This window comes from Lentzea sp. NBC_00516 (assembly GCF_036346835.1).
Classification (GTDB): Bacteria; Actinomycetota; Actinomycetes; order Mycobacteriales; family Pseudonocardiaceae; genus Lentzea; species Lentzea sokolovensis.
Map to the genome: position 1 here is coordinate 8,925,308 of NZ_CP107840.1, position 25,077 is coordinate 8,950,384.

Consider the following 25,077-nt stretch of genomic DNA (forward strand, 5'->3'; position numbering starts at 1 on the left):
TGCCGGTTCCGGGGAACCATGAGGTTTCGCACGCGTCCCAGTTGCGAACGTGGCTGGTGAGACGCGAGGGACTACCTTATACACATGGCCGGGCGCTCAGGGACTTCGAGAAAGACCACGTCACGCGGCAAAGCACCAGCCAAGCCGCGGGCGCGATCCACCGCGTCCAGAAAGCCCGCGCCACGCAAGAGCGGCGGCGCCATCAGTGCCGTGTGGGGTGCTTTGGGCCGTGGTGTCGGCAGCATCGTGCGCACCGTCAGCCGTACCAAGGACCTCGATCCCGAACATCGCCGTGACGGCCTGGGGCTGCTGCTGATCGCACTGGCGGTCATCACCGGCGCCGGCGTGTGGTGGCAGGCGGGCGGACCGGTCGGGCAGTGGGTCGACGTCGCCGTGCGCAGCTCCGTCGGGTTCCCGGCGGTGATCGTGCCGGTCGTGCTGCTCGGCATCGGCGTCACGCTGATGCGCACCGACCCGTTGCCCGACGCGCGGCCGCGGCTGATCATCGGCTCGTTGCTGATGATGATCGGCGTGCTCGGAATGTTCCACCTCATCGGCGGCCTGCCGATGGACCCGATCGAACGCCGCAGCGCCGGTGGAGCCCTCGGTTATCTGGCCGGTGGGTTCCTGGCGCAGGGTTTGACGCCGTGGGTCGCCGGGCCGTTGCTGTTCCTGATCTTCGGTTACGGCCTGCTGGTCGTGACGCACACGCCGATTCGCCAGGCGCCCGAACGCATTCGCTCGCTGCTGCACCCCGGCACCAAGTCGTCGGACGAGCCCTCGGACGAGGAAGAGCCTGTCGAGGAACCAAAGCCGGTGCGCCTGCGCCGTCCGTCCCGCCGTCGTCAGGCCGTCGAACCCGTCGAGGAAGAGACGCAGTCCGAACTTCCGCTGGAAGAGCATTCTTCGGAGCCGGCCCCGAAGCCCGCTCCGAAGGAGAAGAAGGCAGCGGCACCGGCGATGGCCGTGCGCGCCGTCGAGGGCGAGTACCAGCTGCCCCCGCCGGACGTGCTCAAGGACGGCGACGCGCCGAAGACCCGCAGCAAGGCGAACGACCTCATGATCGAGGCGATCTCCGGAGTGCTGGACCAGTTCTCGATCGACGCCCAGGTCACCGGCTTCACCCGCGGCCCGACGGTCACGCGCTACGAGGTCGAGCTCGGCCCCGGCGTGAAGGTCGAGAAGATCACCGCGCTGACCAAGAACATCGCGTACGCCGTGGCGACGGACAACGTCCGCCTGCTGGCGCCGATCCCCGGCAAGTCGGCCGTGGGCATCGAGGTCCCGAACAGCGACCGCGAGATGGTGCGGCTGGGCGATGTGCTGCGCGCGTCGTCCACGGTCAAGGACACGCACCCGATGGTGATCGGCCTCGGCAAGGACATCGAGGGCCACATGGTCACCGCGAACCTGACGAAGATGCCGCACCTCCTGGTCGCGGGCTCCACCGGTTCCGGTAAGTCGTCGTTCGTGAACTCGATGCTGGTCTCGCTGCTCGCCCGCGCGACGCCCGACGAGGTCCGCATGATCCTCATCGACCCGAAGATGGTCGAGCTGACGCCGTACGAGGGCATCCCGCACCTGATCACGCCGATCATCACGCAGCCGAAGAAGGCTGCGGCCGCACTGGCGTGGCTCGTCGAGGAGATGGAACAGCGCTACCAGGACATGCAGGTCAACCGCGTGCGTCACGTCGACGACTTCAACCGCAAGGTGAAGTCCGGCGAGATCACCGCGCCGCCCGGCTCCGAGCGCGTCTACCGGCCGTACCCGTACATCATGGCGATCGTCGACGAGCTGGCCGACCTGATGATGACCGCCCCGCGCGATGTCGAGGACGCGATCGTCCGCATCACGCAGAAGGCCCGTGCGGCCGGCATCCACCTCGTGCTGGCGACGCAGCGTCCGTCCGTCGACGTCGTCACCGGCCTGATCAAGACGAACGTGCCGTCACGCCTGGCCTTCGCGACGTCCTCGTTGACGGACTCGCGGGTCATCCTGGACCAGCCGGGCGCCGAGAAGCTGATCGGCATGGGCGACGCCCTGTACCTGCCGATGGGCGCGTCGAAGCCGGTGCGCATCCAGGGCGCGTTCGTGGGCGACGAGGAGATCTCGGCGATCGTCGAGTTCACCAAGAACCAGGCGCAGCCGGAGTACACCGACGGCGTCACGGCGCAGAAGGCGGCGGAGAAGAAGGAGGTCGACGCCGACATCGGCGACGACCTGGAACTGCTCGTGCAGGCGACCGAGCTGATCGTGACGTCGCAGTTCGGCTCGACGTCGATGCTGCAACGCAAGCTGCGCGTCGGGTTCGCGAAGGCGGGGCGCCTCATGGACCTGCTGGAGACCCGCGGCGTGGTCGGGCCGTCCGAGGGCTCGAAGGCACGTGAGGTGCTGATCAAGCCGGACGAGCTCGAGTCCGTGGTCTACCTGATGCGCGGAGGCGGCCCCGCCGACGACGAGGACTAGCGCTCACCGGTGCTGGACGTCTCCCCGCCTCGATGCGGCCAACGCTGGAGCACCGGTGGCCGTCCCAGATCCTTTCTGATCTGGTTCATCAGGGCACGCCTGAGATCAGCGGTCATGATGCCGACGTTGCTGTCGGTCGTCGGTTGTCCCTTCTCCACGGCAGCCGCGATGTCGACCAGCTCCCAGTGATAACGCTTGGTCGTCGCGAACACGGCTTCGCCGCCCACCAGGTCCAACTGGGTTCTGGCCTCAGTCGCCACTCGCACGAGGTCGTGGATCTCGTCGACGTCCGGCTTCGCGCCTGACGAACTCCGCTGTTGTCCCGCACGCGTCAGAAACTGGGCCAGCTGCAACGTCGCCGTCAGGTAGCCGGCACCGGCCGAGCGCAGTTCGGTGCGGTCAGCGGTCTGCTGCTGCCACAGGTGAATGCGTCTGGCCTGGAAGAACTGGAGGCCTGCCCCGACGAGCACGCCGAAGATGGCTGCGCTGGCGGTGACCAATGCGCTCATGACTCCTGGCATGAACGAATGATCGCGTGTGCTGTCAACCTGTTCGGCAACCACTGGCCGGAAGGACCGCCTTGTCGCGTCCGGCGAAATCAAGGCGGTCGTTCGCGACGAGGTCCTACTTCAGGCCGGCCTTCTGGATGCTCGTGGCAGTGGAGCTCGCGCTGCCACCGAACTCGCGCACAGCGGCGTAGTACAGGTCGGCGGTGCGCTTGCACGCCCAGTTGGACCCGCACTGCTTGTACATGTCGGACTTGAAGTTGTTGTCGATGCGCAGGCGGTTCGTCTCGTTCCACCGGCCCTGCCGCTTGTGGTTGCGGTAGCCGAAGTCGTGGCGCTCGCAGGTCGGCAGGAACTTGAAGCCGAAGGGGTTGTCCGGCGAGTACGAACAGCCGTCGGACGACCAGTCGAGCTGGCCCGCGTAGGGCTGCTGCGCGCGCAATGTTGTGAACTGGCTGATGGTCTTCGTGTAGAGGTAGTCGTCGGTCACCGCGACGATGTCCACGGCGTGCGCGGGGGCACTCGTGAAGATCAGGGCGATGGAGGCGGCGGCACCCACGAATGCCGAGCGCAGGGTCTTCGTCGACATGGCGAGCTCCTCGGAGTGTGAGCAGGGTCTCGCCAGTTGTAGCGGGTGATCGACTGTCCTTGGTAGACACGATCTGATGAACGTCAGGTGATCATGTGCCCGCAGGCGATCGCCGTGGCCACGCGAAGTTCGCGGGGGAGGCCCAACGCGTGCAGCATTTCGTTGTCCGCTACTCCGCCGAGCAGATAGCCGCCCAGTTTCTGTTCCGCCAAACGGAGGCAGATGGTCTGCGCCGCGGCACCTGCTTCGATCAAGCCGAAGCGCCCCGCGCGTTCGCCGTACTTCTCGAACGAGTCTTTGTCCGTTAACACCAGGACGATCGTCAGCGGTGGCGTCGAAGGCGTTCCGAGGATCTCCGCCAGGTTCTCCGGGGCCGGGCCGATGTCCTGCAGCGCGTGCCGGGCGATGTCGTAACGGACCGCGCGGCCGTCGAAGAACGCGTAGCAGCGCAACGGATGCAGCCCGCCCGCGGACGGGCAGCTGTTGTCCGACAGCGCGCCCAGGACGGTGCCGAGTTGCTTGTCCGTCAACGGTTTCGGAGCGAACTCCCGCGTGCTTCTGCGTGCCTGGAACAGCTTCTGCAACCGGTCGTGCGGACGGGGCAGCGGAACCGGCGGCGAAGGCAGTTCGAGCGGGTCGATCAACGCCGGCTGCGGCCGGTAGTCGCGCAGCCGGTCACCGAGCCTGCGCTGGTGCAGCGGGGAGAACCGGCTCGCGGCCCAGAAGTCGTCGAACATCGGCATCACCCCAGCGGATGCGGTGCGGGATTGGGGAACACGCCCGGTGAGGCGTGCGGGTAGCGCCAGTCGAGCTCGCGGGCGCGGCCGCCGAGGTGCGGCCAGCGGTGGTCCGAGTGCAGTGGCGCGAGGTCGGGGGACAGGACGCGGACGCAGTGCAGTCCGACGGCCGACAGCTCCGGTGTCGTGAGCTCGCGGTAGGCGAGGCGGACGTCCGCGTGGTCGAGCGCGTGCACGAGTTCGGTCAGTTCCTCGCTGGTGCCTCGGGCTTCGGCGTCGCGCGGCGGGTCCGTCTCGAAGCCGCCGAACCACGGCAGCGCGTCCCACTTCGACGGGTGCGTGGTGTAGTAGACGGCGTGCTTGTCGAAGTCGGTGGCCTCCTCGACGGGCCGGTCGCCGTTGCGCGCAAGCCAGACCTCGATGAACACCGTGCCCTGGATCCACTCCTCGTAGGCCTTGCGCACCGCTTCCGCCACGGTCGCGCGGCAGGCGAGACCCAGCGTCGGGCGCGGTTTGCCCGCGATCGGCAGCGAACCCGCGACGGCGACCACCGGATGCGGGCTGTAGGCGGGCGTGAGGTCGAACGCCATGGCGCCGTGCGGCAGGTCGGCGGCGAACCGTTGCGGTGCAAGGGAATGCAGCCAGGTCGTGGTGAACGCGTCGCGCTCGACCAGTTCCTGAACCGCCCGCAGCAAGGCGCTGGTCGTCGATGGGCCGGCCGCGAGCCCCGACGACGTCGCGGGCAGCCCGTACGAGGCGTCCAGGCCGACGAGACCGGCGGGCACGCGGATCGGTTCGTTGCCGGGCAACGTCCATGCCCGCGTGTACGGCGTGTCGACGTATCCCTTGCGGTAGCGGTAGTTCGGGGCCACGCGCTGCTCGACCGTGTGCAGGCTGAAGCTTTCCAACGGCCAGCACTCGCCGTCCGTGGCGATCTCCAGCGGCGCCCGCGCGGCCGCATGTCGTTCCAGCGCCTCGGCCACCGCCGCGACCTTCGACGTGCCACCGGAGGTGCCGCCGGTGGCGAACGGCTCCGGCACCGCGGCCCAGCCTTCGACGTCCACATCGGACAGACTGTGCGGCACGGGATGCAGCTGCGACACGACGCCCTGCCGCCAGCCGACCGCGCGTTCGATCAGTGCTTCGGCGACGGTCTTCATCGCTTCCTCCGGTAGCGCTGGAAGATCCAGCAACCGAGCCCCAGCGCTCCGCCGAGGTAGAGCACGCCTGCGACCGCCGCGGCCCCCTCGTCGACACTGGCGATCGGCCCCAGCGTGAACAGCACGACGAACGGCTCCAGGCACCACAGCGCGACCCAGCCGAGCAGCCGGACCACACTTCCCACCGGATTCGGCGACTTGGCGATGAACCCGGCGGCGGTGGCCCACGCGAGCGCCGCCACGAAGCCGCCGCCGAGCCACCAGCCCCAGGGAATGTCGAAGTCCGCACCCATCGCGGCGAACGGCAGCACGACAACCAGCAACGGGAAGATCGCGGCGGGAAGCACGAGCAGGCTGCGAGGCCTCGGGAGCTCTTTCGTCTCCTCGTACAGCGCGGCAGGGATCTGCACGGCCGCGCCGACCGAGGAAACCGCGCAACAGCAGCAACAACAGCAGCAGGTGGGCGTCGCGGCGTTGGCGGCGGCCGCACCCGGTGAGAACTGGTCAGGTAACCGGACTGCCGTCGCGTTCAAGGTTCCCCCAAGGAAGTGACACGCGCCCGAACTGGACCTTCGGGCAGATCTCGCAGTCGGCGGCGGGCAGCACGCTCTCGCGCGTCGTCGTGAACTCGTCGAGGTCGACGGTCACGACCGCGTCCAGCAGGGCCAGTGAGCCACCGCGGATGTTCTGAATCGCCTGCATGGCAAGGGATATCGGGAACTCGTGCCGGAGAGCCCCAGGATGCGGGGGAGGCGGTGGATCCCCCCACCGCCGTCCCGTCCGCACCGCGAGGCACGCCAGGCACGCGCCGGCGCCGGGCACCACGAAGGGCCCGACAGCGGCGGTGTGGTGGTACGCGAGGTCCAGCAACAGGTGCGGAACCGTCGTTTCGCGCGCCACCTCGATCAGGTCGACCAGCGTGCCGGTCGTCCGCACGACGAGCAGAAGGTCCGGATTCTCGTTGTGCGGCAACCGCTCTACCAGCCCGGCGGGTGCCTCCCCGACGACGCGCGTGCCGACCCCCACCGGCTTCGCGTCGTCGTTCGGCAACCCGGCCGGGCGGAGAGCGCCCAGGGTCCTCAGCTGGGCCACGTGCCGGCGAACCGGTTCCCCCAACCGGCTTTCGTCGACCGTTCGAGCCACTCCCCTCAAAACTGGCTCGAACAGTCCTGCCAGCGCCACGCCCACCGCCCTGGGCAGGTCTGGAATCAAATACGCGAGATCGGCTCCCGCGTAGACGACGAGGCCTTCGTCCCGAACCTGCGCGTGCCAGGCGGGATCAGCGACCAGGCTCATCCTCGTCCCCCCTTCGCAGGAAGTTCTCGATCTCCTGCTCGCTCGGCAGGTCCCCCGCCGGATCCATGAGGTTCTCGGCGATCGGCGGCAACGGCTGCTCGGCCCACGCCGGCTGGTAGTCGTCGCTGGGCAACAAGCCGTGCCGCGACGCGAACTCCTCCGCCGCGTCCCGGATCGACTCCCGCAGCGTCCCCACCACCGCGGTCTCCGCCGTGTACGTCAGCTCGACCAGCAACGCCCGAACGTTCTCGAGCTGGTTCTCGTCACCGGCCTTCCGTGCCAGCTCAGGCCAGAACTGCCGCTCGAACAACCGAACGAAGTCCGCCGCCACCGCGTCGGTCGCCGTGCGCAGGCGCGTGAAGCTGTCCATGACGTCATCGCTGGGCACCCTGAGGCCGGCAAGCCTGCCGCCCGCTTCGAGTGCCCAGCGACGCGTGTGCGGCCAGCCGTACTTCCACCGCACCAAGCCCAACCGCATAGCCCGGAGGAGGAGTCGCGGTTGGACATCTCCTGTCGGAATCAGGTGCTTGATGTCGCGCACCTTGATCCGAACCCAGTCGTCGGGCCCCTCGGCCTCGCTGAAGCCGAGGACCGCGGCGACCGACTCGCCCTTCTCACGTGCCGTGATCAGCTCGGCGATCGCCGGCAGCGAGAACCCCCGCTGCTGCAACCGCTGCACCAACGTCAACCGCTCGACGTGCGAGGCGTCGTAGTACGCCACGCGTCCCTGCCGTCTCGGCGCGTGCAGCACACCCTTCGTCTGGTACATGCGAATGGTGCTGCTGGGCAGGCCGATCCGGGCAGCGAGCTCGTCGACGGTCAGCGATTCGGGCACACCGCAGATCCTGGTGCGCGTGGTTCTTTGAGTCAAGACTCTTCGAGTAATTACTCGAAGAGTTACAACTCCAGGAGCATCCGGCTGTTGCCGAGCGTGTTCGGCTTCACGTAACTCAGGTCGAGGAACTCGGCGACACCCTCGTCCACCGACCGCATGATCTCCTCGTAGACCTCAGGGCTCACCGGCGTGCCCTCGATCTCGACGAAGCCGTGCTTGGTGAAGAACTTGGTCTCGAACGTGAGCACGAAGATGCGCGCGAGCTGCAGCTCCCTGGCCGTCGCGATGAGCTGCGCCACGATCCGGTGACCGACGCCCTTGCCCAGTGCCATGGGGGAGACCGCGACGGATCGGATCTCGGCCAGGTCCTCCCACATCACGTGCAGGGCGCCGACGCCGAGCAGCTCGCCGTCCTCCTCGGCCACCCAGAACTCCTGGACCGCCTCGTACAGCGTGACCAGCGGTTTGGACAGCAGGACCTTGCCCGCGTACCCGTCGATCAGCGCCTTCATGGCGCGCACATCACTGGTGCGGGCGCGCCGCACGACTACCCCACTGGTCACAACCATCAAGTATGAGGTGGGCACGATTCCGGCCTGACAGCCCGACCCGGTTACTCTGAGCGCCGTGTCTTCTCCCACCACTCCGCGACGTGTGTCGCTGCTGACCCTGGGCTGTGCCCGCAACGAGGTCGACTCCGAAGAACTCGCCGGGCGCCTCGGTGAGGGCGGCTGGGAGCTGGTGGACGAGGGCGCGGACGTCGTCGTCGTCAACACGTGCGGCTTCGTCGAGCAGGCCAAGAAGGATTCCGTCGACACGCTGCTCGCCGCGTCCGACACCGGGGCCAAGGTGGTCGCGGTCGGGTGCATGGCGGAGCGCTACGGCAAGGAGCTCGCGGACAGCCTCCCCGAGGCGGCCGCGGTCCTGGGCTTCGACCAGTACAACGACCTGGCCGAACGCCTGCAGGACGTGCTGCACGGCAAGCCCGTCGAGTCGCACGTGCCGGTGGACCGCCGCACGCTGCTGCCGATCACGCCGGTGAAGCGCCAGGAAGCCAGCAAGGACGTCCAGGTGCCCGGCCACGGCTGGGGACCGACCAAGGTCCAGCGCAGGCGTCTGGACGACGCTCCCGTGGCGCCGTTGAAGATCGCGTCCGGCTGTGACCGCCGGTGCAGCTTCTGCGCCATCCCGAGCTTCCGCGGCGCGTTCGTGTCGCGGCTCCCGGACGAGATCGTGGCCGAGGCCATGTGGCTCGCCGAGAACGGCGTCAAGGAGCTGTTCCTCGTCAGCGAGAACTCGACGAGCTACGGCAAGGACCTGCCGCGTGACCAGGGTGCGCTGGAGCAGTTGCTGCCGCGCCTCGCGAGCATTCCCGGCGTCGAGCGGGTGCGCGTGAGCTACCTGCAGCCGGCCGAGACCAAGCCCAGCCTCGTCGCCGCCATCGCGAAGACCGACAAGGTCGCGAACTACTTCGACATGTCGTTCCAGCACTCCAGCGAGAACGTGCTGCGCCGCATGCGCCGGTTCGGCGACACCGACAGCTTCCTCAAGCTCGTGTGGCAGATCCGCGAGCACGCGCCCGAGGCGGGCATCCGCAGCAACTTCATCGTGGGCTTCCCCGGCGAGACCGAGGCGGACCTGCAGGAACTCGAACGCTTCCTCACGGAGGCGAGACTCGACGCCGTCGGCATCTTCGGGTACTCCGACGAGGACGGCACCGAGGCCGAGGGGCTCGACGGCAAGCTCGACGCCGACACCATCGCGGAACGGGTGCAGCGCATCGGCAACCTCGTCGAGGAGCTGACCAGCCAGCGCGCCGAGGACCGGGTGGGCGACGAGGTCGTCGTGCTGATCGAGCACGAGGAGGACGACGAGAGCGACTGCGTCGGCCGGGCCGAGCACCAGGCGCCCGAGGTCGACGGCGAGTGCATCGTGCTCGAGGCCGAGGGTCTCAGGCGCGGCGACTTCGTGCGCTGCCGCGTGGTCGACTCCGAGGGCGTCGACCTGGTCGTAGAGGTCATCGCGACATGACTGAGGCCAGGAAGGTCCCGCTGCTCAACGTCGCCAACGTCCTCACGGTGGCGCGGATGCTGCTCGTTCCGGTCTTCCTGTTCTCCCTGTTCGAAGCGGGCGGCTTCGACACGACGTGGCGCCTCATCGCGTTCGGGATCTTCGCCGTCGCGAGCTTCACCGACCACATCGACGGCACGCTCGCCCGCAAGCACGGGCTCATCACCGACTTCGGCAAGATCGCCGATCCGATCGCGGACAAGGCGCTGACCGGGTCCGCGCTGGTGGGCCTGAGCATCCTCGACGTGCTGCCGTGGTGGATCACGATCACCATCGCCGTGCGCGAGATCGGCATCACGCTGCTGCGGTTCTGGGTGATCCGCTACGGCGTCATCCCGGCCAGCCGCGGCGGCAAGGCCAAGACGCTGGCCCAGGTCATCGCGATCGGGCTGTTCGTGCTCCCGCAGAACGACGTGTTGCAACTCATCGCGTGGGTGATCATGGCCGTTGCGCTGGTCCTCACCATCGTCACGGGAATCGATTACGTCATCCACGCGTTCAAGATGAAGGCAAGGGCAGGACGGGCGGTGCTGTGACCAGCGTCGTCGAACTGCTCAAAGCGAAGAACCAGACCGTCGCCACGGCCGAGTCGCTGACCGCGGGTCTGCTGTGCGCGACGATCGTCGACACACCGGGGGCGAGTGCCGTGGTCCGCGGTGGGTTGATCGTCTACGCGACCGAGCTCAAACACGAGCTCGCGGGCGTGGACCAGCGGTTGCTCGACGAGCACGGAGCCGTGCATCCCGACGTCGCGATCCAACTGGCCGAAGGCGCCAAGAAGAGGTGCGGATCGGACTGGGGAATCGGGCTCACCGGGGTCGCCGGCCCCGATCCGCAGGACGGAGTCGCTCCGGGGACGGTCCACATCGGCTTGAGCGGCCCTGGAGTGTCCACAGTGCGGACAATCACGGTGAGTGGCGACCGCAGAGCGGTCCGTTCCGCCGCCGTGGAAAAAGCGCTGGTCCTGCTCTCGGATTACCTGCTGGTGACCGACGCCGGGAACAAATGATGACTCCGCGTTCGTTCGCCCTTGGCGGACGTGTTCGGAAGTCAGTGCCCGTTGTCGGTGTCGATCGGTAACGTAGGGACACGGCCGGCCGGAAGGAGGCGCGCGATGACCGTGCTGCTACGCGAGGCGATCGGTGATCGACTTCGCCATGCCCGCACCAACCAACGCCGCACGCTGCGCGAGGTCTCTCGGACCGCCCGCGTGAGCCTGGGGTACCTGTCCGAGGTGGAGCGCGGCCGCAAAGAGGCGTCCAGCGAGCTCCTCGCGGCCATATGTGACGCTTTAGAACTGCCCTTGTCCGAGTTGCTGCACCACGTGGCCTCCGACATCGGCGCCGTCCAGCAGACGCCGGACACGGTTCCCGACACCGTCCCGGACGGACGTTCGGACCGGGGCAAGCTGGAAGGTGGCCGCGTGCTGCCGTCCACGCTCTCGGACGACCTGTCCGATCTGCGCCTGCAGCCCATGCTGACTCACAGGCTCACGAGCAAGATCGGCGAGACGCCCAAGGCAGTCGTCGCGGCGTAACCCCATGTCATCCACGACCCCGCTTGCCCCGATGGCGAGCGGGGTCGCCTGCATTCGGGTGACGTGTCACCGACTGTGGCCGCCGCCACGTGACCGTCTGCAACAAGTTCGGCCCGTCGCACGTTCAACTGACAACGAGGGCGGCGTGCCGGTTAGCAGGCAACGGGTTGGCCACAGCACGCTGGGTCACCGCGTCTCCTGGCGCGGGGGCGGGCAGGATTGGCACGTCGTCAGGCGTGTACTCCTAAGTCCCGGGGTGGGTCAGGGTGTTCCCGGATATCTCCCCGTGTCGGTGGATACGCCGACGCACAATTGAGACGATGGATCCAACACCGGCACCGAGAAGGCAGGCGTAGGAGATGGCCAGTCCGTTCGTGAAGTTCTGGAAGTACCTGATGGCGTCGTTCTCGTCGAAGATCGACGAGCACGCTGACCCGAAGGTGCAGATCCAGCAGGCCATCGAGGAGGCGCAGCGGCAGCACCAGGCCCTCTCTCAGCAGGCTGCGGCCGTCATCGGCAACCAGCGTCAGCTGGAGATGAAGCTGAACCGCCAGCTGGGCGACGTCGAGAAGCTGCAGGCCTCCGCCCGTCAGGCCCTCGTGCTCGCCGACGAGGCGCGCTCCAAGGGCGACGAGCAGAAGGCGACGCAGTTCGAGAACGCGGCGCAGAGCTTCGCCACCCAGCTCGTCACCGCTGAGCAGGGCATCGAAGACCTCAAGACGCTGCACGACCAGTCGCTGCAGGCTGCCGCGCAGGCCAAGCAGGCCGTCGAGCGCAACTCGATGATGTTGCAGCAGAAGCTGGCCGAGCGCACCAAGCTCCTCAGCCAGCTGGAGCAGGCCAAGATGCAGGAGCAGGTCTCCGCGTCGCTGACCCAGATGAGCGAACTCGCCGCGCCGGGCAACGTGCCGTCGCTGGAAGAGGTTCGCGACAAGATCGAGAAGCGCTACGCGACCGCGATCGGGTCCGCCGAGCTCGCCCAGAACTCGGTGCAGGGCCGGATGCTCGAGGTGCAGGCCTCGACGACCCAGATGGCCGGTTCGTCGCGTCTGGAGCAGATCCGCGCGTCCATGCACGGTGGTCAGGCGAACACGCCGGCCCAGGTGACCGCGGGCAACAGCGCGGCCGCGCAGATCCAGGCCGAGATCGCGCAGCGCGTCCAGTCAGAGCAGAAGACCACGCAGCAGCAGGTCCCGCCGGCTCAGCAGAACTGAGCGGGACAGAAGGAGCCAGCAGGTGATCATGGAGCCCTGGAGAAACCGTCCCAACAACGAGATCGTCCGCAAGGTCGTCAACGAGTTGGGTGCGTCGCTCCAGGGCCACCCGCTGGCCGAGCAGGCGCGCTACCGCATGCAGAAGTGGAACGACCCGCGCGCCAAGCTCGAGCGCAAGCGCAAGCGCACGAACGCCGTGCTGACGTTCTGGCTGATCGTCATCTCGATGCTCGGCACCCTCGCGGTGCTGGGCTTCACCGGCGTGCTCGGCACGTGGGCCGCCGTCACCGGCTCGATCGGCGCGGCGGTGCCCGCCGTCCTCGCCGTGCGCAGCGGGTTCAAACTGCGTGAGCTGGGCGTCGCCCGGCAACGGCTCGCGTTGGCACCGCCACCACCGCCCCGGCCGCCGCTGCCGGCGCACATCTCGTCCGCGCGCGTTCCGATGGAGAAGTTGCACGGCGCCGAGGACACGATGACCCAGCTGCTCGTGCAGCTCGACTCGCCGGCGCTCACGTCGATGCCGACCGAGTCCGTCCAGCACGCCCGCCAGACCGCCCAGGAGGCCTCCTCGGCGATCCGCGCGGTCTCCGCACAGCTCCAGGCCGTCGAACGCGCTCGTGACACAGCGCCGCCGCTGGAGCGTGCGTCGTTGGTCGAGGGCGTGCGGGTGCTCCGGGGGCAACTGGCGGACGGCGTGGACCGCTACTGTGCGTTGGTGGCCGAGGCGGGCAAGGCCCTGGCGGCGAGCACGCAGTTCCAGAACCCGGGCGAGGTGCTGGACGACGCCACGGACCACATGGCCGGTCTCGCGTCCGCGATGCGAGACGTGTCAGGCTATTAAGCGCGTAGAATGTGACGCTCCGTAATCGAGTGCGCCTATTCGGCGGTTCTCTCTGGAGATCCTTAGGGCAATCGTGTGATTATCGGACCGTTATCTAGCCGTAGCCGCTACATGGCGTGGCAGGATTCCGGGGCCGGTCTGCGGGAAGTCCGGCTGAATTGCCGGGAGGCAGTGCGTTGGCGTTGTGGACCGTGCACGGGGACGGTCGGATCACCGACAGTGAGACCGTCGCACCCCAGGAGAGGGTGAGCTGGCCGCTCACCATCGGGTTCGGAGTGCAGCACCTGGTCGCCATGTTCGGCGCGACGGTGATCGTTCCCACCGCCACCGGTCTGCCCGTCGCCACCACCCTGATGTTCTCGGGCCTGGGCACGCTGCTGTTCCTGGTGATCACCAAGAACCGCGTCCCGAGCTACCTCGGCTCGTCGTTCGCCTTCGTCGCGCCGCTGGTGGCCGCGCGCGAACAGGGCATCTCCGCGCAGCTCGGCGGTGTCGTCGCCGCGGGTCTGCTGGTGATCGTCGTCGGCATCGCGGTCAAGGCGCTCGGCGTGCGGCTGCTGGAGTCGGTCATGCCGCCGGTCGTCACCGGCGCCGTCGTGATCATCATCGGCCTGAACCTCTCGCACCAGGCCACCTCGAACTTCGCCGAGCAGCCCCTGGTCGCCGCACTGACCACCGCCGTGATCCTGCTGGCCGGCGTGCTGGGCCGCGGCCTGGTGTTCCGGTTCTCGATCCTGATCGGCTTCGTGGCGATCTGGATGGGCGGCCTGGCGTTCGGCGCCGTGTCGTCCGAGCGGATCACCGCGCTGCGCGACGCGGCGTGGGTCGGCCTGCCGAAGCTGTACCAGCCGGAGCTGCGGCCGTCCGTGGTGCTGCTGATGCTGCCCGTGGTGATCGTGCTGGTGGCCGAGGTCGTCGGGCACGTGAAGGCTGTCGCGGCGCTGACGGGGCGCAACCTCGACGGCAGCGCGGGCGACGCGATCATCGCGAACGGGCTGTCGACCGCGTTGTCCGGTCTGGGTGGTGGCGCCGGGACGACGACGTACTCCGAGAACATCGGCGTGATGGCCGTGACCCGCGTGTACACGACGGCGGCGTTCGCGTTCGCCGGTGTGTTCGCCACGCTGCTGGCGTTCTCCCCGAAGGCCATCGCGCTGTTCGGGACCATCCCGCCGGGCGTGCTCGGCGGCTGCACGCTCGTGCTCTACGGCCTGATCGTGCTGGTCGGCGTGCGGATCTGGATGGACCGCGGCGTCGACCTGGCGAGCCCCGTGAACGCGATGGTCGGTGGCGCCGCGCTCGTGGCCGGTGTCGGCGACCTGACCATCGGGATCGGCGACCTGGAGATGGGCGGCATGGTGTGGGGCTCGCTGCTCGTCGTGATCCTGCATCCGATCATGCGCTGGCTCAAGGCTGCACGCAGTAACTGACCGACACCCGTTTGTGTGGTTTTCGTCCCTCCACTTCGGACCGATCCAGTTTCCGGTCCAGGGAGGGAGATTCACCATGGTCGCCGCGTACTTCGTGGTGCTGTTCATGGCCTGCGCGATCATCGCGGGCAGCTTGGCCGCGACCCGCATCCGACTGCTGCGCCATCGCCGATGACGTCGCTCGCGTGGCTCATGGTTCCGCTGGCGATGATCGGTGTCGTCCGCGTGTGCGTCGTTCTGGTGGCGGCCGATCTCTACGATCTCTCGTTGTGCCGCTCACGTCCGTTGCCTTACGCGCCAACGGTGTGGGTCGTCATCCCGGCCTACAACGAGGAGTTGTGCGTCGCCCGCGCGGTGCAGTCCGTTCTGGACAGTGACTACGGGGACGTGTCGGTGGTCGTGGTCGACGACGGCTCTGTCGACGGCACGGTGGCCGCGTTGCGGCACTTCGGCTCCCGCGTTCACGTCGTCTCACAGGAGAACACGGGCAAGGCGGCGGCGATCAACGCCGGCATGCACCTCGTCGGCGACGGCCTGGTGATGGTGCTGGACGCCGACTCGACGTTGTCCCGCACCGCCGTCTCGAAGATGGTCGCGCACTTCGCCGACCCGATGGTGCTCGCCGCGGCGGCGAACGTGAAGATCGCCGACCAGCGCGGTGTGCTGGGCTGGGTGCAGCGCCTGGAGTACGCGGTGGTGCACCGGCTCAAGCAGGGCTACACGGTGTTCAACTGCGAGTACGTCATCGGCGGTGTCGGCTCGATGTTCCGGACGTCGGTCGTGCGCGCGTGCGGATACTTCGACACCGACACGATGACCGAGGACATCGACTTCTCGATGAAGATCCTGTCCGTGCGCGGCAACTTCGACTGGCGCATCATCTTCGCGGCCGACGCGATCGCGTACACGCAGGCCGTGCCGTCGCTCAAAGGCCTGTTGCGGCAACGGTTCCGGTGGAAGTTCGGACGGCTGCAGGCGTTCTACAAGCACCGTTCGCTCTTCTTCGGCAGGTCGTGCACGCGTCTTCTCTCGTGGGTGCACCTGCCGTACACGGCGGCGGGGGAGGTCCTCGTGCTGTTCGAGCCGGTGTTCATCTACGTCGTCGTCACCGCGACGTTCCAGACGGGCTGGTTCACCGGCATTCTTCTGCTGTGCGCGGTCTACACGGGCGTGGCGTTGTTCACGATCATCGGCGACATCTCCGAACCGTGGCGGGCCAAGGCGCCGTTGCTGGCCTTGGCGCCGTTGGCCTACCCGCTGCTGATGGTGATCGTGTTCGTGGACTTCGTCGCGGTGCTGCGCTCGTTGTTCACCGTGCTGCGCGGCTACCGTCCGGTCGGCCGCTGGGAGCACGTCGAACGCACGCTCACCTCAGTGCCCGGTTGATCCTCGACACGAGCCCGGGGCCCTCGTAGATGAACCCGGTGTAGATCTGCACGAGGCTCGCGCCGGCGTCGATCATGCGCTTGGCGTCGTCGGCGGTCGCGATGCCGCCGACGCCGATGACCGGCAGGTCGCTGTTCTTCGTGATGAACCGGACCACGTCGTTCGCGCGCTGGGTGAGCGGCCTGCCGCTCAGACCGCCGGTCTCGCTCTGATGAGCGCTCGTGAGGCCCTCACGGCTCAACGTGGTGTTCGTGGCGATGAGGCCCTTGATGCCGTTGTCGACGCACACCTGGATGACCTCGGTGATGGCGTCCTCGGTGAGGTCCGGCGCGATCTTGACCAGCATCGGCTTGTCCGTGGCCCGCGTGAGCGTCTGGACGAGTTCGGTGAGCGCGCCCTTGTCCTGCAGGCTGCGCAGACCGGGCGTGTTCGGCGAACTGACGTTGATGGCGTAGTAGTCGCCGTGGTCCTTCAGGGCGTTCAGCGAGTTCAGGTAGTCCTGGACGGCGTCCTCGACCGGCGTGATCTTGGACTTGCCGAGGCTGATGCCCAGCGGCGCCTTCAGCGGCGTCCTGTCGAGCTTCGCGGCAAGCGCTTGCGCGCCCGCGTTGTTGAAGCCCATCCGGTTGATGATCGCCTCGTCCTCGCGGAGCCGGAACAGGCGCGGCTTCGGGTTGCCCGGCTGCGCGTGCCACGTGACGGTGCCGACCTCGACGAACCCGAACCCCAGCGCGGCCCACGCCGGCAGCGCGCGCCCGTCCTTGTCCAGGCCCGCCGCGAGACCCACCGGGTTCGGGAAGCGGACACCGAAGACGGTGCGCGGGTTGTTCTGGTTGCGGGCGAACTTCGCCAGCGGGCTCAACTTGGCCATGACGTCGAGCGTGGTCTCGTGGACCCGCTCCGCGTCGCCGCCGTGCATTCCGAACAACGCCTTGCGAACCACCTGCTTGTACACCACGCGCCCACCCTATAACGCCAGCTCAGGGTGGGCGCGCACCCCTCTAGTTACCGACTTCGGCCAGGCAGTCCGGCGCCGGGTTGCGGATCGGGCCGGTGAAGCCCAGCCCGGTGTTGCGGTTCGGCAGGTTCGAGACGCCGAGCAGCACCGAGTATCCGGCCGGGACGTCACCCGGGCTCATCGTGACCGAGCCGTTGTCCGAGATGCGGGGAAGCACGTAGCCGCCGAGGAGGTCCATCTTGGTCTCGTCCAGGGCCGCGCAGTCCCGTGACATCGGCACGGCCTTCGCGCCGATCCCGTACTCGCGCAGCTTCGCGTTGGCCGCGTCGACTCCTTTGATGTCCCGGATGGTGACCGTGACGCTGCCGTCGGCGTTCTTGGTGACCGCGTAGGCCTCGCTGCTGGTGCCGGTGATCGCGATGGTCGCCGCACCGGCGATGGCGAGCGCACCGGCCGCGGCCAGCAACGGCCGTGCGGACCTCCTGCGCTGTTCTGGCGCCTCTTCGACCGTCTGACCGTGCTCGCGCATCAGGTCGTCGAGCAGGTTGTCCTTGAACGTCGTCATCGCTGTCCCCCGTTCGATGCCAGGTCGCGGACCTTGCCGCGCACCCGGAAGAGCCTGATCCGCAGCGCGCCGGACGACATGCCCAGCACCTTCGCGGCGTCCTTCGGTGCCATCCCGACCAGATCGACGAGTTCGATCACCTCGCGTTCGGCGGGACTGAGTGCCGCCATCGCGGCGATGAGCTCACGGCCTTCCCGTTCCGCGTCGATGCGCGTGACCAGGTCGGCGATCTCGTCGGTGTCGAGCACGCGCCGTCCGTGAATGCGCGCGACCACGCTCCGGCCGCGTGTGACGGCCTCGCAGTGCTGCGCGAACACCCGCCGTGCGATGCCGAGAACCCAGCCTCGCGCCGTGCCCCGGCTGCGGTCGAACGTGCCGAACGACGTGATGGCCGCGACGAACGTGTCCGCGGTCAGGTCGGCGGCCGTCTGCGGGTCCGCGGTGCGCCGCGCGAAGTACGACGTGACCACGTCGAACTCGGCCTCGTAGATCTCCTCGAACGCACGTGCCGCGCGGGTGGGAGACGGCGGTGGTGGATGTCGTGGTGCTGTCATCGGCTGACTCACGCTAATGGTTGCCGACTTAGCTCCACACCGTTACGCACCTGGGCATGATGAGCGGCATGGGGGACATCACCGAAGAGGCGCGCGCTCTGCTCGCAGGCGGCGCCACCGCACAAGAAGCGTTCATCGCGCTGTGGCGGCCAGGTAGGCCCTACTACGACGTGACGCTGGCCGTCAGCGTGGCGGTGGGCAACTCGGTTGAGAACGCGGCCGAGCGCCTCGAACCGAGGTCGGCCTGGGCGGACGAGCCGAACGCGGACGAGATCGCCGCCTGGGCCGAGACCCTGGAGGGGGCCGGGTACTTCGATCTGCACGTCGAGCTGTCCGCGGAGCAGGAGCTGGTCGCGAAGGAGCTGTGGCGGGGCTTCCAGGGTCTGCTGCCGATGCCGTCCGGCCTGGGCCACCACTTCCTGAGGCTGATGGACGCGGGCCACCTCGACGAGGCGCGGCAGGAGCTCGACAGGCTCCACAGCGTCACATCGGCTTGGGCACCTTGATCGTCGCCTGCTCGTCCAGCGGCATCCGCGGCTTCGTCCGGAACGTCACCGGCAACCCCCGCAACCCGCGGCTCCCGAGCGACACCCGCCACCCCAGCGGCTGCGAGGTGTCCAGCGCCAGCCCGGCGCAGCGTCCCAGCAGCGTCCGGAACGCCACCTCGCCCTCCAGCCGGGCCAGCGGCGCGCCCAGGCAGAAGTGGATGCCGTGCCCGAACGCCAGGTGCTGGCGGTCGGCCCGTTCGATGTTGAGCTGGTCGGCCCGCGGATAGCGGTTCTGGTCGTGTTCGGCCGAGGCCAGCGAGAGCAGCACGACGTCGCCCGCCGGGATCTGCACGCCGCCGATCGTCAGCGGCTGGGTGGCGAACCGCAGCAGGTGCGAGATCGGCCCGTCGAACCGAAGGAACTCCTCGACGGCACCGGGCAGCAGGGTCGACGAGCGCTGCAGCAGTTCGAGTTGCTCGGGGTTGCGCAGCAACGCCAGCGCGCCGTTGCCGACGAGGTCGACGGCGGTCGTGTAGCCCGCCACGAGCAGCAGGAACGCCAGCGAGGCCAGTTCGCTGTCGGACAGCGCGGACTCGCCGGTCGCGCGGGCCAGGCCGCCGATCAGGTCGTCGTCACCCGACGTGCGCTTGTGCGTCACGAGGTCGCGCAGGTAGCCGGAGGTCTCCTCACGGGCAGAGGACGCGTCACCGTCCGCCAGCCCGGTGACCACGTCCGCCCAGTAGCGGAAGTTCTCCTGGTCGACGGCGGGAACGCCGAGCAGTTCCATGATCACGGTGATCGGCAGCGGCGCCGCGAAGTCCGCGATCAGGTCGCAGCGCCCCGAGTCGGCGAAACCGTCGGCCAGCTTGGCGGCCACCTGCTCGATCCGGGGACGCAGGGCGGCGATGCGGCGGGGCGTGAGCTGGCTCGACACCGCGCGGCGCAGGCGGGTGTGATCAGGCTCGTCGCTGTTCATCATGTGCTCGGACAGATCGCCGAACCACCACGACGCGAAGTGCGGATGGCCGCGCAGAGGTTCGCTGAGCGCGGAGCCGTGCGAGGACAGCAGCGGGTTGTCCAACGCGGCGCGCACGTCGGGGTATCGGGTCACGAGCCACATCGGCACGCCGAAGGTCTCGACCCGGTGCACAGGGCCCGCGTCGCGCAGGCTCTTGAGCACGGCATAGGGGTCGTCGGTGAAGCCGGGGCGCAACGCATCCAGATTTACCGCCATATTGGGGCACACGGCCAGGAGAGCGTCTCGGTTCAACCGGACTGGCATTTTGGGCAGAAGTACACAAATCTGCCGTCGATCTCGTCCGATCGGACTCTTGTGCGACAACGCAAACAGGGTTTGCCGGTCCGCTCGAAAACGTAGTGCTGCACGCGCAGGTCGCCCGTGGTGCTCTGTTCCGGCCGCCACTGGTTGGCCTGCAAGAGTTTGCGTGACAACGCAACCGCACGCGGGGCATCCACAGATGACACCGGGACCGTCGGCAGAACACGCAACAGGAAACACACTTCCGCGCGGTAGAGATTGCCGACGCCGGCCATGACCCGTTGATCCAACAATGCGAGGCCGACAGGCCGGGAAGGGTCGGCGGTCAACCGCCGAACGGCCTCAGCGGCGTCGAAGTCCGGCGCGAGAAGATCCGGCCCGAGATGTGAGATCAGTTCATCTTCGCGTGCGGTCGGCACGAACTCCATGTCGTGCAGCGCGAATCCGATGGCCTGCCGGTCGTCGACCTCGAACACCGCACGGGCCTGGTGCGCGGGACGGCGCCAGCGCTCGCCAGGCCGGTAGAGGTGCCACGCGCCGTCCATGCGGAAGTGGCTGCGCAGGCTGTTGCCGTCGGAGAAGTGGGTGAACATGTGCTTGCCGTACGTCCGCACGCCGAGCACGTCGAGGCCGGCCAGATCGAGTGCGGCCAGCCGGGGGTGGCGCAGTTCGCCGCGCCGCAGCGTCTTCCCGGCCAGCGCCTCGTGCATCCGATGGCCGGCCAGGAAGACGGTGTCCCCCTCAGGCATCCACCGCTTCCTGGATCTCGTCGTCGTCGAAGTCGTGGTGCACGGCCCGGCGCCGGCTCCGCGAGATGCGCTGGATGCGGGCGAGCAGCAGGTTGAACGCCAGCGCCACCTCACGTGCGCCCGGCGTGCCCCACTCGTGGATCGGCATGCACGCGCCCTGTGCCTGCTGCACGGCGAGACGGTCCGGCAACGCCACCGGCATCACCAACGGCCCGAAGATGTCGCGCAGCTCCTCGATGCGGAACTGGTGCTCGTGCGAGCGCGGCCGCACCCGGTTCACCACGACGCCCAGCGGCTGCAGGTCGGCGTTGTTGCTCTCCCGCTCGTTCTGCACCGCCTCGAACGCCCGCTGCACGCCCGCGACCGCGAACATCGTCGGTTCGGTGACCAGCAGCGCGCGGTCGGCCGCCACCAGTGCCGAGCGGGTCAGCTGGCCCAGCGACGGCGGGCAGTCGAGCAGCACGAGCTGGTACGGGAACTCGTCGTACATGTCGCGCAACGTGCGCAACGCGTCTTTCAGACGATGCAGCCGGGACTCGTTCGGATCCGGGTGGTTGAGCAGCTCTGCGTCCTCGGACCCGGACAACACGTCGATGCCGTCGCCCCACCTGCTCGGGCGGATCGCCTGCTCGACGTTCTCCTCGGACGGGTCTTGCAGGACGTCGTAGATGCTGGCCTTGGACTCCTCGGGCTCCAGCGTCGACGTGGCGTTGCACTGCGGATCGAGATCGATCACGAGCGTGCGGACGCCACGGCGGAGGGCGGCAGAGGCCAGGCCGAGCACCACCGTCGTCTTGCCGACGCCTCCCTTGAGGCTGAGCACGGACACCGTATGCACAGACCTACTCTAGGGTCTCCTACTCTGTTGGACATGCGACCGGACGCCGTACAGAGGGTGCTCGACGCCGAATTGGCCGCCGCACGCGAGCGCAGGGGTGGAGAACCGCCCCGTGTGCTCGACGTCGGAGGCGGCAGCGGCGTCTGGGCCGTGCGCCTAGCCGCAGCGGGATGCGCGGTCACGGTCGTGGAGCCTTCGCCGAACGCATTGGCCACGTTGAACACCCGTGCGCGCGAGGCCGGTGTGACCATCAACGCGGTCCAGGGCGACACGGACTCGTTGGGTGTTCCCGCTGGTGAGGCCGATCTGGTGCTGGCACACGGGCTGCTGGAGGTCGTCGACGACGCCCCGGCCGCGCTCGCCTCGCTGGCCGCCGCGGTCGCACCCGGCGGCGCGGTGTCGGTGCTGGTCGCGAACCGGTTCGCGGCGATCCTGCACCGCGCGATCGCCGGCCGTATCGTCGACGCGCGAAGGTTGCTGGACGACGACGCCGGTCAGCTCGCGGGTACCCGTGACCCGTTGCAGCGCCGGTTCGACGTCCCGGGTCTTGAGAAACTGGTTCTCGAGGCGGGGCTTTCCGTCGAGCTCCTGCAAGGTCATGGCATCGTCTCCGACCTCGTGCCCGGTGTGGTGCTGGACACGAATCCGGGTGCCGCCGACGCGCTCGCCGAGCTGGAACTGGCCGCGGCCACGCGGTCCCCGCTCAGGGACGTCGCCGCCCGGCTGCACGTGTTCGCCCGCCGCACCGCCGTGTGAAACCCTTTGCATTCGGGACTTTTATGACCCTGATGAGTGGTCCCAAACAAGGCGGCGGCGAAAGATAATGGCCTCCGCCGCCGACGTAGGGACCAACGCGATGGAAAGTTCCGACCTGCTGGCCTCATTGGTCAACGAGGCCGTAGCGGGTGACCGGCACGCCGTCGAACGGCTGCTGGGCTCCGTGCGACCACTCGTGGCGCGGTACTGCCGTGCGCGCGTCGGTCGCAATGAAAGGGCGTACGCGTCGGCGGACGACGTGGCGCAGGAAGTCTGCCTGGCGGTGCTGACGGCCCTGCCCACCTATCGTGAGCAGGGAAGACCCTTCCTGGCGTTCGTCTACGGCATCGCCGCGCACAAGGTCGCGGACGCGCATCGGGTCTCGGCGCGCAACCGCTCCGAACCTGTCGCCGAGGTGCCGGACGGGCCGTCGCTGACCGTCGACCCCGAGGAGAACGCGCTGCTCGGCTCGCTCTCGGTGCGGCTGGGCCAGCTGCTGCGCGGGCTGCCGGACAAGCAGCGGGAGATCCTGCTGCTGCGCGTGGTCGTCGGTCTGACGGCGGAGGAGACGGCCGAGGCGATCGGTTCGACGCCGGGTGCCGTGCGGGTGGCTCAGCACCGTGCGCTGGCGAAACTGAGGACGTCCGTGGGGGTCGAGGAGCTGATTTGACCGGCGCCTTCTACGACGGGCTGGCCGGGACGTACGACCTGATGTTCCTGGACTGGGACGCGTCGATGGCCCGGCAGGCGTCGCAGCTCGCGGAGTTCATCCCGCGGGGCGCGCGCGTTCTCGACTGCGCGTGCGGCATCGGCACACAGGCGATCGGTCTGGCTCTGCGCGGCTATGAGGTCGTGGGCACCGATCTGAGCCCCAAGGCGGCCTCTCGGGCCGTTGTGGAGGCCTCTGCGCGTGGCGTCACCTTGCCCGCGTTCGCCGCGGACATGCGCTCACTGCCGTTCGCCGATGCCTCGTTCGACGTCGTGCTGGCCGCGGACAACGCGCTGCCGCACCTGCTGACCGCCCAGGACGTGCTGGCGGCGTTGCGAGAGATGCGGCGCGTGCTCCGTCCCGGTGGCCGGCTCATCCTCTCAACGCGCGACTACGACGCGATCCGCGGCGAACGGCCGTTGTCGACCCCTCCGTCCGTCGGACCGGGGCGGGTCGTGTGGTTCCAGCTCTGGCATTGGGACGGCGACCAGTACGAACTGGAGATGTTCCGACTGCACGAAGCCGACCCGTGGCGGGTCGTGGTGGGCAAGGCACGGTATTGGGCGATTACTCGTCACGAAATCACCGGATTGGCGGAACGAGCCGGTTTCGATTACGGGGAGTGGTCGCTCCACGCCTATTACCAACCGCTCTTCGTTGCTGCAAACGGGTGACGTTTGAAGTTTCTCCCTACTTTCCGCATAAGGAGTGACGCGTCGCACGTCTCCTCCACGGGACGTCGACGAGGGGACACTTCGGATGGAGAGTTCGGCTTTATCCGCAGAGCTGGTGAGCCTGGCGGTGCAAGGCGAGCACAGGGCCACTGACCAGCTACTTCGCTACCTGCGACCGCTGGTGGTGAAGTACTGTCGTGCGCGTGTCGGACGTTCCGCGACAACTGCGGACGACGTGGCGCAGGAGGTCTGCCTGGCCGTGCTGACGGCCCTTCCGAAGTACCGCGAGCAGGGCCGGCCGTTCCTGGCATTCGTCTACGGCATCGCCGCGCACAAGGTCGCCGACGCGCATCGGGCTCTCGGACGTAACCGTGCGGAGCCGGTGGCCGAGGTGCCCGATCAGGAGGTGCGAGGCGCCGGACCGGAGGAGTTCGTCCTCCGCGATGAGCTGAACGGCACCCTGGGACGGCTGCTGCACCTCCTGCCGGACAAGCAGCGCGAGATTCTCGTGCTGCGCGTCGTGGTGGGGCTGTCCGCCGAGGAGACCGCGGACGCCGTGGGCTCGACGCCGGGTGCGGTGCGCGTTGCCCAGCACCGGGCGCTGGGTCGCCTTCGCAAGGAAATTGCCGCATTGGCTGTCCCGATCGGGTGACATTCGTTTGCATTTGTGACGATTCGTGGCGAGTGCGTGGGGTAGACGCACCCAAACGACATACCTAGAGGGCAGGAAGACACCGACATAGGGACCAGGGGGCATGGGAAGTTCGGACTCAGCGCTTGCCGCCGACCGGCTGCGCGTCGACGGGGTGCTCGTGCAGCACTTCCGCGAGTCGGGGCTTTCCGGGCCACGCTGGGACCAGTTCCACCGCCAGCTTCTCGGGTACGGCCTCACGTTCGTTACCAGGCTCGTGCGGTCCGGCGCCATGTTCTCCCGCTGCGGGAGGCACGGCCGCTACCTGCAGCAGCAGGAGATCTCGCTGCAGGAGGCCGAGGAAATGGCGAACGACGCGGTCTACGAGGGCTTCGTCTACTTCCGTGACCGGGGTTTGCTCGGCAGGGAGTGGTCGGTCGAGCGCGGACAGCCGTTGAACGAGTACTTCGTCAACGCGTGCGTGCTCGCGTTCCCGAACGTCTACCGGCGCTGGCAGACGCAGGCGCACGGATGGCAGGACGTGCGGCTCGTGGACACCCTGGCCTCGCTCGAACACGTCGTGGCCGAGGGGACTCCCGAGGACGCGGTCATCGAACAGCAGGCCGCGAACGCCGCGTTCGCGACGCTGAGCGAGGACGGCAGGCGGTTGCTCTTCCTTCATGACCAGGGCTATTCGCATGCGGAGATCGCCGAGTTGGTGCGACTCACCCCGCGCGCGGTCGAAGGACGGATCCGGCGGGCGCGTCTCGCGGTGCGCCGGCGTCCAGAAGAGGAACGGTGATCTG

Annotated in this window: 29 protein-coding genes; 15 read left to right on the forward strand and 14 right to left on the reverse strand. The window is 68.3% G+C overall.

The window, feature by feature from the left end:
• The first annotated feature begins 84 nt into the window (after window positions 1-84).
• On the forward strand, window positions 85-2,469 hold the full coding sequence (locus tag OG205_RS41450; RefSeq protein WP_330273244.1) for an FtsK/SpoIIIE family DNA translocase: 2,385 nt from the start codon (window positions 85-87) through the stop codon (window positions 2,467-2,469).
• Here the strand turns inward: OG205_RS41450 and OG205_RS41455 are convergent.
• From OG205_RS41455 to OG205_RS41490, 8 genes are all read right to left on the reverse strand, one after another.
• Window positions 2,466-2,978 carry a hypothetical protein gene (locus tag OG205_RS41455; RefSeq protein WP_330273245.1) on the reverse strand — a complete coding sequence of 171 codons (513 nt, stop codon included), beginning with the start codon at window positions 2,976-2,978 and terminating at the stop codon, window positions 2,466-2,468. The two genes, OG205_RS41450 and OG205_RS41455, sit on opposite strands and share 4 nt — an antisense overlap.
• A 115-nt stretch (window positions 2,979-3,093) precedes the next feature.
• Entirely contained in the window at window positions 3,094-3,564 is a 471-nt protein-coding gene (locus OG205_RS41460) for a phospholipase (RefSeq protein WP_330273246.1), read from the reverse strand.
• 83 nt (window positions 3,565-3,647) lie between these two features.
• Entirely contained in the window at window positions 3,648-4,301 is a 654-nt protein-coding gene (locus OG205_RS41465) for a nitroreductase family protein (RefSeq protein WP_330273247.1), read from the reverse strand.
• A 5-nt stretch (window positions 4,302-4,306) separates the two neighbouring features.
• On the reverse strand, window positions 4,307-5,461 hold the full coding sequence (locus OG205_RS41470) for a YcaO-like family protein (RefSeq protein WP_330273248.1): 1,155 nt from the start codon (window positions 5,459-5,461) through the stop codon (window positions 4,307-4,309).
• Window positions 5,458-5,871, reverse strand: coding sequence for a hypothetical protein (locus OG205_RS41475; RefSeq protein ID WP_330273249.1), 414 nt, complete (start codon window positions 5,869-5,871; stop codon window positions 5,458-5,460). Before OG205_RS41475 ends, OG205_RS41470 begins: the two co-directional genes overlap by 4 nt.
• Before the next feature lie 94 nt (window positions 5,872-5,965).
• The gene (locus OG205_RS41480; protein WP_330273250.1) at window positions 5,966-6,757 is read right to left on the reverse strand and encodes a hypothetical protein; all 792 of its coding nucleotides are present in this window, start codon (window positions 6,755-6,757) and stop codon (window positions 5,966-5,968) included.
• Window positions 6,741-7,592, reverse strand: a complete 852-nt coding sequence (locus tag OG205_RS41485; RefSeq protein ID WP_330273251.1) for a MerR family transcriptional regulator — start codon at window positions 7,590-7,592, stop codon at window positions 6,741-6,743. The genes OG205_RS41480 and OG205_RS41485 overlap by 17 nt, the downstream gene beginning before the upstream one ends.
• Before the next feature lie 62 nt (window positions 7,593-7,654).
• The gene (locus OG205_RS41490; protein ID WP_330273252.1) at window positions 7,655-8,155 is read right to left on the reverse strand and encodes an amino-acid N-acetyltransferase; all 501 of its coding nucleotides are present in this window, start codon (window positions 8,153-8,155) and stop codon (window positions 7,655-7,657) included.
• A gap of 64 nt (window positions 8,156-8,219) precedes the next feature.
• Between OG205_RS41490 and rimO the strand changes: the two genes are divergently transcribed.
• From rimO to OG205_RS41530, 8 genes are all read left to right on the forward strand, one after another.
• The gene (gene rimO, locus OG205_RS41495) at window positions 8,220-9,623 is read left to right on the forward strand and encodes a 30S ribosomal protein S12 methylthiotransferase RimO (protein ID WP_330273253.1); all 1,404 of its coding nucleotides are present in this window, start codon (window positions 8,220-8,222) and stop codon (window positions 9,621-9,623) included.
• Window positions 9,620-10,198 (forward strand): CDP-diacylglycerol--glycerol-3-phosphate 3-phosphatidyltransferase, encoded by a 579-nt coding sequence (pgsA, locus tag OG205_RS41500; RefSeq protein ID WP_319977389.1) that lies wholly within the window; start codon window positions 9,620-9,622, stop codon window positions 10,196-10,198. The genes rimO and pgsA overlap by 4 nt, the downstream gene beginning before the upstream one ends.
• The gene (locus OG205_RS41505; protein ID WP_330273254.1) at window positions 10,195-10,671 is read left to right on the forward strand and encodes a CinA family protein; all 477 of its coding nucleotides are present in this window, start codon (window positions 10,195-10,197) and stop codon (window positions 10,669-10,671) included. Before pgsA ends, OG205_RS41505 begins: the two co-directional genes overlap by 4 nt.
• 105 nt (window positions 10,672-10,776) lie before the next feature.
• Window positions 10,777-11,199 carry a helix-turn-helix domain-containing protein gene (locus OG205_RS41510; protein ID WP_319977387.1) on the forward strand — a complete coding sequence of 141 codons (423 nt, stop codon included), beginning with the start codon at window positions 10,777-10,779 and terminating at the stop codon, window positions 11,197-11,199.
• A 359-nt stretch (window positions 11,200-11,558) separates the two neighbouring features.
• Window positions 11,559-12,413 carry a PspA/IM30 family protein gene (locus OG205_RS41515; protein ID WP_330273255.1) on the forward strand — a complete coding sequence of 285 codons (855 nt, stop codon included), beginning with the start codon at window positions 11,559-11,561 and terminating at the stop codon, window positions 12,411-12,413.
• 28 nt (window positions 12,414-12,441) lie between these two features.
• Complete coding sequence (pspM, locus tag OG205_RS41520) at window positions 12,442-13,254, forward strand: phage shock envelope stress response protein PspM (protein ID WP_330273256.1); 813 nt, start codon at window positions 12,442-12,444, stop codon at window positions 13,252-13,254.
• Between the two features lie 245 nt (window positions 13,255-13,499).
• Window positions 13,500-14,684 (forward strand): uracil-xanthine permease family protein, encoded by a 1,185-nt coding sequence (locus OG205_RS41525; protein WP_330273257.1) that lies wholly within the window; start codon window positions 13,500-13,502, stop codon window positions 14,682-14,684.
• Between the two features lie 171 nt (window positions 14,685-14,855).
• On the forward strand, window positions 14,856-16,070 hold the full coding sequence (locus OG205_RS41530) for a glycosyltransferase (protein ID WP_330273258.1): 1,215 nt from the start codon (window positions 14,856-14,858) through the stop codon (window positions 16,068-16,070).
• On the opposite strand, the gene OG205_RS41535 is transcribed toward OG205_RS41530, so the two are convergent.
• The 3 genes from OG205_RS41535 to OG205_RS41545 are packed head-to-tail and all read right to left on the reverse strand — an operon-like array spanning window position 16,051 to window position 18,147.
• Window positions 16,051-17,028 (reverse strand): quinone-dependent dihydroorotate dehydrogenase, encoded by a 978-nt coding sequence (locus OG205_RS41535; protein ID WP_330273259.1) that lies wholly within the window; start codon window positions 17,026-17,028, stop codon window positions 16,051-16,053. The two genes, OG205_RS41530 and OG205_RS41535, sit on opposite strands and share 20 nt — an antisense overlap.
• Before the next feature lie 43 nt (window positions 17,029-17,071).
• Complete coding sequence (locus OG205_RS41540; protein WP_330273260.1) at window positions 17,072-17,593, reverse strand: hypothetical protein; 522 nt, start codon at window positions 17,591-17,593, stop codon at window positions 17,072-17,074.
• The gene (locus OG205_RS41545; RefSeq protein ID WP_330273261.1) at window positions 17,590-18,147 is read right to left on the reverse strand and encodes an RNA polymerase sigma factor; all 558 of its coding nucleotides are present in this window, start codon (window positions 18,145-18,147) and stop codon (window positions 17,590-17,592) included. Before OG205_RS41545 ends, OG205_RS41540 begins: the two co-directional genes overlap by 4 nt.
• A gap of 68 nt (window positions 18,148-18,215) precedes the next feature.
• Between OG205_RS41545 and OG205_RS41550 the strand changes: the two genes are divergently transcribed.
• On the forward strand, window positions 18,216-18,653 hold the full coding sequence (locus OG205_RS41550; RefSeq protein ID WP_330273262.1) for a hypothetical protein: 438 nt from the start codon (window positions 18,216-18,218) through the stop codon (window positions 18,651-18,653).
• Here the strand turns inward: OG205_RS41550 and OG205_RS41555 are convergent.
• The 3 genes from OG205_RS41555 to OG205_RS41565 are packed head-to-tail and all read right to left on the reverse strand — an operon-like array spanning window position 18,631 to window position 21,501.
• Window positions 18,631-19,869, reverse strand: coding sequence for a cytochrome P450 family protein (locus tag OG205_RS41555; RefSeq protein ID WP_330273263.1), 1,239 nt, complete (start codon window positions 19,867-19,869; stop codon window positions 18,631-18,633). The two genes, OG205_RS41550 and OG205_RS41555, sit on opposite strands and share 23 nt — an antisense overlap.
• A 32-nt stretch (window positions 19,870-19,901) precedes the next feature.
• A complete protein-coding gene (locus OG205_RS41560; RefSeq protein WP_330273264.1) occupies window positions 19,902-20,663 on the reverse strand; it encodes an Fpg/Nei family DNA glycosylase in 762 nt (253 codons plus the stop codon).
• Complete coding sequence (locus OG205_RS41565) at window positions 20,656-21,501, reverse strand: ParA family protein (RefSeq protein ID WP_030479497.1); 846 nt, start codon at window positions 21,499-21,501, stop codon at window positions 20,656-20,658. The genes OG205_RS41560 and OG205_RS41565 overlap by 8 nt, the downstream gene beginning before the upstream one ends.
• A gap of 33 nt (window positions 21,502-21,534) precedes the next feature.
• On the opposite strand from OG205_RS41565, the gene OG205_RS41570 reads away from it, so the two are divergent.
• The 5 genes from OG205_RS41570 to OG205_RS41590 all read left to right on the forward strand — a co-directional run bounded on the left by OG205_RS41570 (window position 21,535) and on the right by OG205_RS41590 (window position 25,073).
• Window positions 21,535-22,257 (forward strand): class I SAM-dependent methyltransferase, encoded by a 723-nt coding sequence (locus OG205_RS41570; protein WP_330273265.1) that lies wholly within the window; start codon window positions 21,535-21,537, stop codon window positions 22,255-22,257.
• A 100-nt stretch (window positions 22,258-22,357) separates the two neighbouring features.
• Window positions 22,358-22,927, forward strand: coding sequence for a sigma-70 family RNA polymerase sigma factor (locus OG205_RS41575; RefSeq protein WP_330273266.1), 570 nt, complete (start codon window positions 22,358-22,360; stop codon window positions 22,925-22,927).
• The gene (locus OG205_RS41580; protein ID WP_330273267.1) at window positions 22,924-23,640 is read left to right on the forward strand and encodes a class I SAM-dependent methyltransferase; all 717 of its coding nucleotides are present in this window, start codon (window positions 22,924-22,926) and stop codon (window positions 23,638-23,640) included. Before OG205_RS41575 ends, OG205_RS41580 begins: the two co-directional genes overlap by 4 nt.
• Window positions 23,641-23,725: 85 nt before the next feature.
• Window positions 23,726-24,292, forward strand: a complete 567-nt coding sequence (locus OG205_RS41585) for a sigma-70 family RNA polymerase sigma factor (RefSeq protein ID WP_330273268.1) — start codon at window positions 23,726-23,728, stop codon at window positions 24,290-24,292.
• Window positions 24,293-24,395: 103 nt separating this feature from the next.
• Complete coding sequence (locus OG205_RS41590) at window positions 24,396-25,073, forward strand: sigma factor-like helix-turn-helix DNA-binding protein (RefSeq protein WP_330273269.1); 678 nt, start codon at window positions 24,396-24,398, stop codon at window positions 25,071-25,073.
• Window positions 25,074-25,077: the final 4 nt, after the last annotated feature.